At 73.0% G+C, this 6,077-nt stretch carries 4 protein-coding genes and 3 pseudogenes; 6 read left to right on the top strand and 1 reads right to left on the bottom strand.

Going from position 1 to position 6,077, the window contains the following annotated elements:
* The 3 genes and pseudogenes from AC2W7J_RS02535 to fabG all read left to right on the top strand — a co-directional run.
* Positions 1 to 285, top strand: a pseudogene (locus AC2W7J_RS02535) (radical SAM family heme chaperone HemW); the annotation flags it as partial.
* The gene (locus tag AC2W7J_RS02530) at positions 278 to 928 is read left to right on the top strand and encodes a trimeric intracellular cation channel family protein (RefSeq protein WP_427801068.1); all 651 of its coding nucleotides are present in this window, start codon (positions 278 to 280) and stop codon (positions 926 to 928) included. The pseudogene AC2W7J_RS02535 and the gene AC2W7J_RS02530, both read left to right, overlap by 8 nt.
* A 54-nt stretch (positions 929 to 982) precedes the next feature.
* Positions 983 to 1,738 (top strand): 3-oxoacyl-ACP reductase FabG, encoded by a 756-nt coding sequence (gene fabG, locus AC2W7J_RS02525; RefSeq protein ID WP_427801067.1) that lies wholly within the window; start codon positions 983 to 985, stop codon positions 1,736 to 1,738.
* Positions 1,739 to 2,032: 294 nt separating this feature from the next.
* Here the strand turns inward: fabG and AC2W7J_RS02520 are convergent.
* Positions 2,033 to 2,913: pseudogene (locus AC2W7J_RS02520) on the bottom strand (DUF3097 domain-containing protein).
* Between the two features lie 141 nt (positions 2,914 to 3,054).
* Between AC2W7J_RS02520 and hrcA the strand changes: the two are divergent.
* The 3 genes and pseudogenes from hrcA to AC2W7J_RS02505 all read left to right on the top strand — a co-directional run bounded on the left by hrcA (position 3,055) and on the right by AC2W7J_RS02505 (position 6,019).
* Positions 3,055 to 4,089, top strand: a complete 1,035-nt coding sequence (gene hrcA / locus AC2W7J_RS02515) for a heat-inducible transcriptional repressor HrcA (RefSeq protein ID WP_485981341.1) — start codon at positions 3,055 to 3,057, stop codon at positions 4,087 to 4,089.
* 58 nt (positions 4,090 to 4,147) lie between these two features.
* A complete protein-coding gene (dnaJ, locus tag AC2W7J_RS02510; RefSeq protein ID WP_255183737.1) occupies positions 4,148 to 5,272 on the top strand; it encodes a molecular chaperone DnaJ in 1,125 nt (374 codons plus the stop codon).
* A gap of 5 nt (positions 5,273 to 5,277) precedes the next feature.
* Positions 5,278 to 6,019, top strand: a pseudogene (locus AC2W7J_RS02505) (16S rRNA (uracil(1498)-N(3))-methyltransferase).
* The last annotated feature ends 58 nt before the right edge of the window (positions 6,020 to 6,077 follow it).

Genomic DNA, 6,077 nt, shown 5'->3' with positions numbered 1-6,077 from the left:
GCGAGCTGGGCCAACGGCGCTGGCCGAGGGCGACCGGCCGCGGAGCGCGAGGAGCTGACGCCGGAGCAGCCGGGCCGACGAGGAGTCCTGCTCGGGGTGCGGCTGCGCGAGGGCCTGCCGACCGATCGCCTCACGCCGCAGGGTCGCCGGGCCGTCGCCGGACTCGTCGCCGACGGACTCGTCGACGGTCGCGAGGCCGTGCGGGGGAGCGTCGTGCTCACCCGTCGCGGGCGGCTGCTCGCCGACACCGTCGTCCACCACCTCGTCGGGGGTGCCGGTGCCTGACGTGCCCGAGATCCCCGACCTCATCGCCTTCGTCGACCTGCTCGGTGTCTTCGCCAACGGCCTGCTCGGCGGAGCCGTCGCCCGCCGCTACCAGCTCGACCCCGTCGGCTTCTCGGTGCTGGCCGTCGTCTCCGCGCTCGGCGGCGGCGCGATCCGCGACGTGCTGCTCAACGTGCAGCCGGTCGCCCTGACCGACCTGCGCTACCTGACGGTGGCCCTCGTCGCGGCGGCCATCTCCTTCCTCGTCCCGCTCGAGGGGCGCCGGTGGCGTCAGGTCTTCCCCTGGATCGACGGCGTGGCCCTCGGCACCTGGGCGGTCGTCGGCACGCAGAAGGCGCTGCTCGCCGACATCCACTGGTTCCCGGCCATCCTGCTCGGCGTCATCACCGCCTGCGGTGGCGGCGTCGTGCGCGACATGATGCTCGGCAACGTGCCGGTGATCCTCCAGCGCTCCGAGCTCTACGCCACGGCGGCCTTCGCCGGGGGCGCGACCCTCGTCCTGCTCCACCTCATGACCACCGGGCCGCTCGCCTCGCTCGGCGCGCTCGTCGTCGGCGGCGGGGTCTGCCTGCTCGCGCGCAAGCGTGGCTGGATGCTCCCGACCGAGCCGCGGTGGCCGGCGAGCCGCATCCGCCGGCGGTGACCGGTCGGCGGACGCCCCTGTGCGGCACCGGATCCCATGACGCACGATGAGGGCATGACCACGACTCGCACCGCCATCGTCACCGGGGCCGCGCGCGGCATCGGCCGCGCCATCGCCCTCCGTCTCGCCACCGACGGTCACCACGTGGCCGTCCTCGACCTCGACGAGTCGGCCTGCCAGGTCGTCGTCGACGAGATCACCGAAGGGGGCGGCACCGCCCTGGCCGTGGGCGTGGACGTCTCCGACGCCGAGCAGGTCGAGGCGGGCGTCGCCCGCGTCGCCGAGGAGCTCGGCGCCCCCACGCTGCTCGTCAACAACGCAGGCATCATCCGCGACAACATGCTCTTCAAGATGTCCGTCGACGACTGGGACTCGGTCATGGCGGTCCACCTGCGCGGTGCCTTCCTCATGACCAAGGCCGCCCAGGCCCACATGACCGCGGAGAAGTACGGCCGCATCGTCAACCTCAGCTCGACCTCCGCCCTCGGCAACCGCGGCCAGACGAACTACTCCGCCGCCAAGGCCGGCATGCAGGGCTTCACCAAGACCCTGGCCATCGAGCTCGGCAAGTTCGGCGTGACGGCCAACGCGATCGCCCCCGGCTTCATCCAGACGGACATGACGGCCGCGACCGCCGAGCGCATCGGCGTGCCCTTCGAGGACTTCCTCGCCCACGCGGCGAAGGAGACCCCCGTCGGCCGCGTCGGCCAGCCCGAGGACATCGCCGCCACCGCCTCCTTCCTCCTGTCCGAGGAGGCCGGCTTCGTCTCCGGCCAGGTCATCTACGTCGCCGGCGGTCCGAGGGACTGATCCTTCGGGCGAAGGCTCCGGCGGGAGACGGGTCCGGTGGGCGAAGGGGGATGTCGGCGCCCGCCGAAGTCCTTCGTCTTCCTGGGACGCACGTTGTCGTGCCTGACTTCGGCTTGATGTGCGCCGACATCCCCCTTCGCTCGCCGTCCTGAGCCGAGTCACCTTGGCCGGGAAGCTCGTCCGTGGCCGGGAAGTCTGCTGGTGACCGCGCAATAGCCCGGCCACCAGCAGGTTTCCCGGCCGGACTCGGACTTCCCGGCCAGGCCGGCATCGAGGCGTGCTGGCGCTCGCTCCTCAGCCCTCGGGGGCGGTGACGAAGTCGATGAGCTCCTCGACGCGGCCGAGGAGGGCGGGCTCGAGGTCGGCGTAGGAGCGGACCGTGCCGAGGATCTGCTTCCAGGCGCGGGCGATGTCGGCCTGGGAGTCATGGGGCCAGCCGAGGTGCGCGCAGATGCCGCGCTTCCACTCCATGGAGCGCGGGATCGTCGGCCACGCGTCCATGCCGAGGCGCTGGGGGCGCACCGACTGCCACACGTCGACGTAGGGGTGACCGAGGACCAGCACGTGCTCGGGCGCGACCTTGTTGGCCTCGGCGACGATCCTGGACTCCTTGCTGCCGGGCACGAGGTGGTCGACGAGCACGCCCATCCGGCGGCCCCTGCCCGGTGCGAAGTCGCGGATGGCCGCGGCGAGGTCGTCGACGCCGTCGAGCATCTCGACGACGACGCCCTCGACCCGCAGGTCATGGCCCCAGACCTTCTCGACCAGCTCGGCGTCGTGGCGGCCCTCGACGAAGATCCGCGACCCGATGGCGACTCTGGCCTTGGCGTCGTGGACGGCGACGGAGCCGCTCGCGGTGCGGGAGGCCTGTTGCTCGGCCGCGGCGAGGGCGGCGCGCTGGGCCCCCTTCGGTGCGGTGAGCGAGACCGGGGCGCCGTCGACGAGGAAGCCACCGCCGAGCGGGAAGGCCCGCACCCTGCCGCGCGGTCCTCGAGGTGGACGACGTGCACGCCGCCCGCCTTCTCCACCGCGACGACGGCGCCGACCCACCCGGTCTCGACGTCCTCGACGACCGTTCCGCGGGTGGCCTCGAGGGCACGGGAGGTGGGCCGCGCCAGCCTGCCCTTCGACTTCCAGTCGCCGGAGAGCACGTCCTTGCCGTATCGATCGCTCACGAGGGGTGACCGTAGGCGCACACCGGGGGAGTGGTCGGCGCGGCACGCCGGGGTCGTTGGAATGCCTCCGACGGTCGTAGACTTGGCACTCAGGTGGACCGAGTGCCAGCGGTCCCGGAGTGGGTGACGAAGGAGGACGTCATGAGCCAGGAGCGGCGGATGGCCGTGCTCAGCGCCATCGTGGAGGACTACGTGCAGACCTCGGAGCCGGTCGGCTCCAAGGCGCTGCTCGACCGCCACCAGCTCAACGTCTCGGCGGCGACCGTGCGCAACGACATGGCCGCCCTCGAGGACGAGGGACTGATCATCGCGCCGCACACGTCGGCCGGGCGCATCCCCACCGACGCCGGCTACCGGCTCTTCGTCGACCGGCTCCAGGCGATCCGCCCGATGTCGCGCGGCGAGCGGGCGGCGATCACCGACTACCTCGAGGGCGCCGACGAGCTCGACGTCGTCCTCGAGCGCACCGTGCGGCTGCTGTCGACCCTGACCCGCCAGGTCGCGGTCGTGCAGTACCCCTCGCTCACCCGCAGCACGGTCAAGCACATCGAGCTCGTCCCGATGAGCGAGACCCGGCTCATGGTCGTCGTCATCATGGGCACCGGCCGCGTCGAGCAGCGCATCGTGCCGACGAGCGTCGACTACCTGAGCAGCCAGGGCGCCGAGGCCCTCGCACGTGCGCGCGGCCGGATCAACGCCGCGACCCGCGACCTGCGGCTCGCCGACGCGATCACCGCGCTGCGCACCCTGGCCGTCGAGGACGACGAGACCGAGGACGCCCTGACGGCCGGGGTCATCGCGGCCGTCGAGGACGCCCTCGCGCAGGAGCGCGCGACCAAGGTGACGCTCGCCGGCACCGCCAACCTCGCGCGCAGCTCGAGCGACTTCCCGATGACCCTCGAGCCGGTGCTCGACGCGCTCGAGCAGCACGTCGTCCTGCTCAAGCTGCTGAGCGTCGAGGCCGGTCAGACCGCGGCCGGCGTCTCGGTGCGCATCGGCTCCGAAAATCCCGTGTCCGGGCTGCAGGGCACCTCGCTCGTCACCTCCGGCTACGGCTCCGGCGACGAGCAGGTCGGCGCCGTCGGTGTGCTCGGCCCCACCCGCATGGACTACCCGGCGGCCATGGCGCAGGTGCGCGCCGTCGCCACCTATCTCTCGCGGATCGTGGACGCCTGACGGGCGACCGCACCGCGCACGACCACCCGACCCCCACCACCCACCGAGGACGTCACGCGTGAACGACTACTACGAGGACCTGGGCGTCAGCCGCGAGGCGACGCCCGAGGAGATCAAGCGGGCCTACCGCAAGCTGGCCCGCACCCTGCACCCCGACGTCAACCCCGGCCCGGAGGCCGAGGAGCAGTTCAAGCGGGTCTCGCAGGCCTACGACGTCCTCTCCGACGAGACGAAGCGCCGCCAGTACGACATGGGCGGTGACCCCTACGGCGGCCAGCACGACGGCTTCGGCGCCGGCTTCACCTTCAGCGACATCATGGAGCAGTTCTTCGGGCAGGCGGCCGGCGGCGCCGGGCGCGGTCCGCGCTCCCGCTCGGCGCGCGGCCAGGACGGACTCGTCGGCCTCGAGATCGACCTCGCGACCGCGGTCTTCGGCGGCCAGGAGGAGCTGACGATCGACACGGCCGTCGTCTGCGGCTCGTGCAGCGGCGACGGCGCTCAGCCGGGCACCGGCCGACGCACCTGCGACACCTGTGGCGGTCGCGGCGAGGTCCAGCAGGTCCAGCGCTCCTTCCTCGGCCAGGTCATGACCAGCCGTCCGTGCCCCACCTGCCAGGGCTTCGGCGAGGTCATCCCCAACCCCTGCCACGAGTGCTCCGGCCAGGGCCGGGTGCGCAGCCGTCGCTCGATGAAGGTGCGCATCCCCGCCGGCGTCGACGACGGCACCCGCATCCACCTCGAGGGCGAAGGGGAGGTCGGTCCCGGTGGCGGGCCGGCCGGCGACCTCTACGTCGAGCTGCGCGTGCGTCAGCACGAGACCTTCACCCGCCGTGGCGACGACCTGCACGCCTCGGTCGCCGTGCCGATGACCGCAGCCGCCCTCGGCGTGACGATGAGCTTCGCCACCCTCGACGGCGAGCAGGAGATCACCATCAAGCGCGGCACCCAGCCGGGCGACACGATCGTCCTGCCCGGCCTCGGTGTGACGCACCTGCGGCGCGAGGGTCGCGGCGACCTCGTCATCCACGTCGACGTGCGCACGCCGACCCGCCTCGACGACGAGCAGGAGCGCCTGCTGCGTGAGCTCGCGGCGGCCCGTGACGAGGAGCAGCCCGACGGCGAGCTCGACGACGTCGACTCCGGCTTCGTCGGACGCCTGCGCCACGCCTTCAAGGGTCGCTGACCCCGGTGACCGCACCGCTCTTCGTCGTCGACCCCGGCGCCCTCGACGGCCTCGCCCCTGACGCGCTCGTCGAGCTCACCGGCCCCGAGGCCCACCACGCGGCGACCGTCGTCCGTCTCGGCGTGGGCGAGGAGGTGCTCGTCGCCGACCGGCACGGGGCGCGGGTGCTCACCGAGGTGACCGAGGTCGGTCGCGACCTCGTGCGCCTGCGGGTGCTGGGGCGGGCCGACGAGCCGGAGCCCTCCCTTCGCCTCGTGCTCGTGCAGGCCCTGGCCAAGGACGGCCGCGACGAGGACGCCGTCGAGGCGGCCACCGAGCTCGGCGTCGACGCCGTCGTGCCGTGGCAGGCCGACCGGTCGATCGTGCGGTGGAAGGGGCCCAAGGTCGACAAGGGCCGACGCAAGTGGACCCATGTCGTCGAGCGCGCCGCCAAGCAGTCGCGCCGCGGCCGCTGGCCGCACGTCGAGGAGCTCGTCGGCAGCGCGGGGCTCGTCGAGCGCTTCGCCGGAGCCACCCCCTTCGTCCTGCACGAGGACGCCACCCTTCCGCTGGCGACGGCGGACCTGCCGGGCGAAGGGGAGGTCCTCCTCGTCGTCGGGCCCGAGGGCGGGATCTCGCCGCAGGAGCTCGAGCGCTTTCGTCGCCGCCGGCGCCCAGCCGGTGCGGCTGGGCAGCGAGGTCCTGCGGGCCTCCACCGCAGGCCCGGCAGCCATCGCCGTGCTCAGCGCGATGGGCCGCTGGCGATGATCGCCCCGGCGCCGAGCCCGTAGAATCAGCACCACGATGCCCTCATCAGACCAGCCCG

It is taken from the genome of Janibacter sp. CFPM2_SD2 (genome assembly GCF_057364645.1).
The sequence above is the reverse complement of the archived record's forward strand: the minus strand, read 5'-3'. Positions and strand labels throughout refer to the sequence as shown.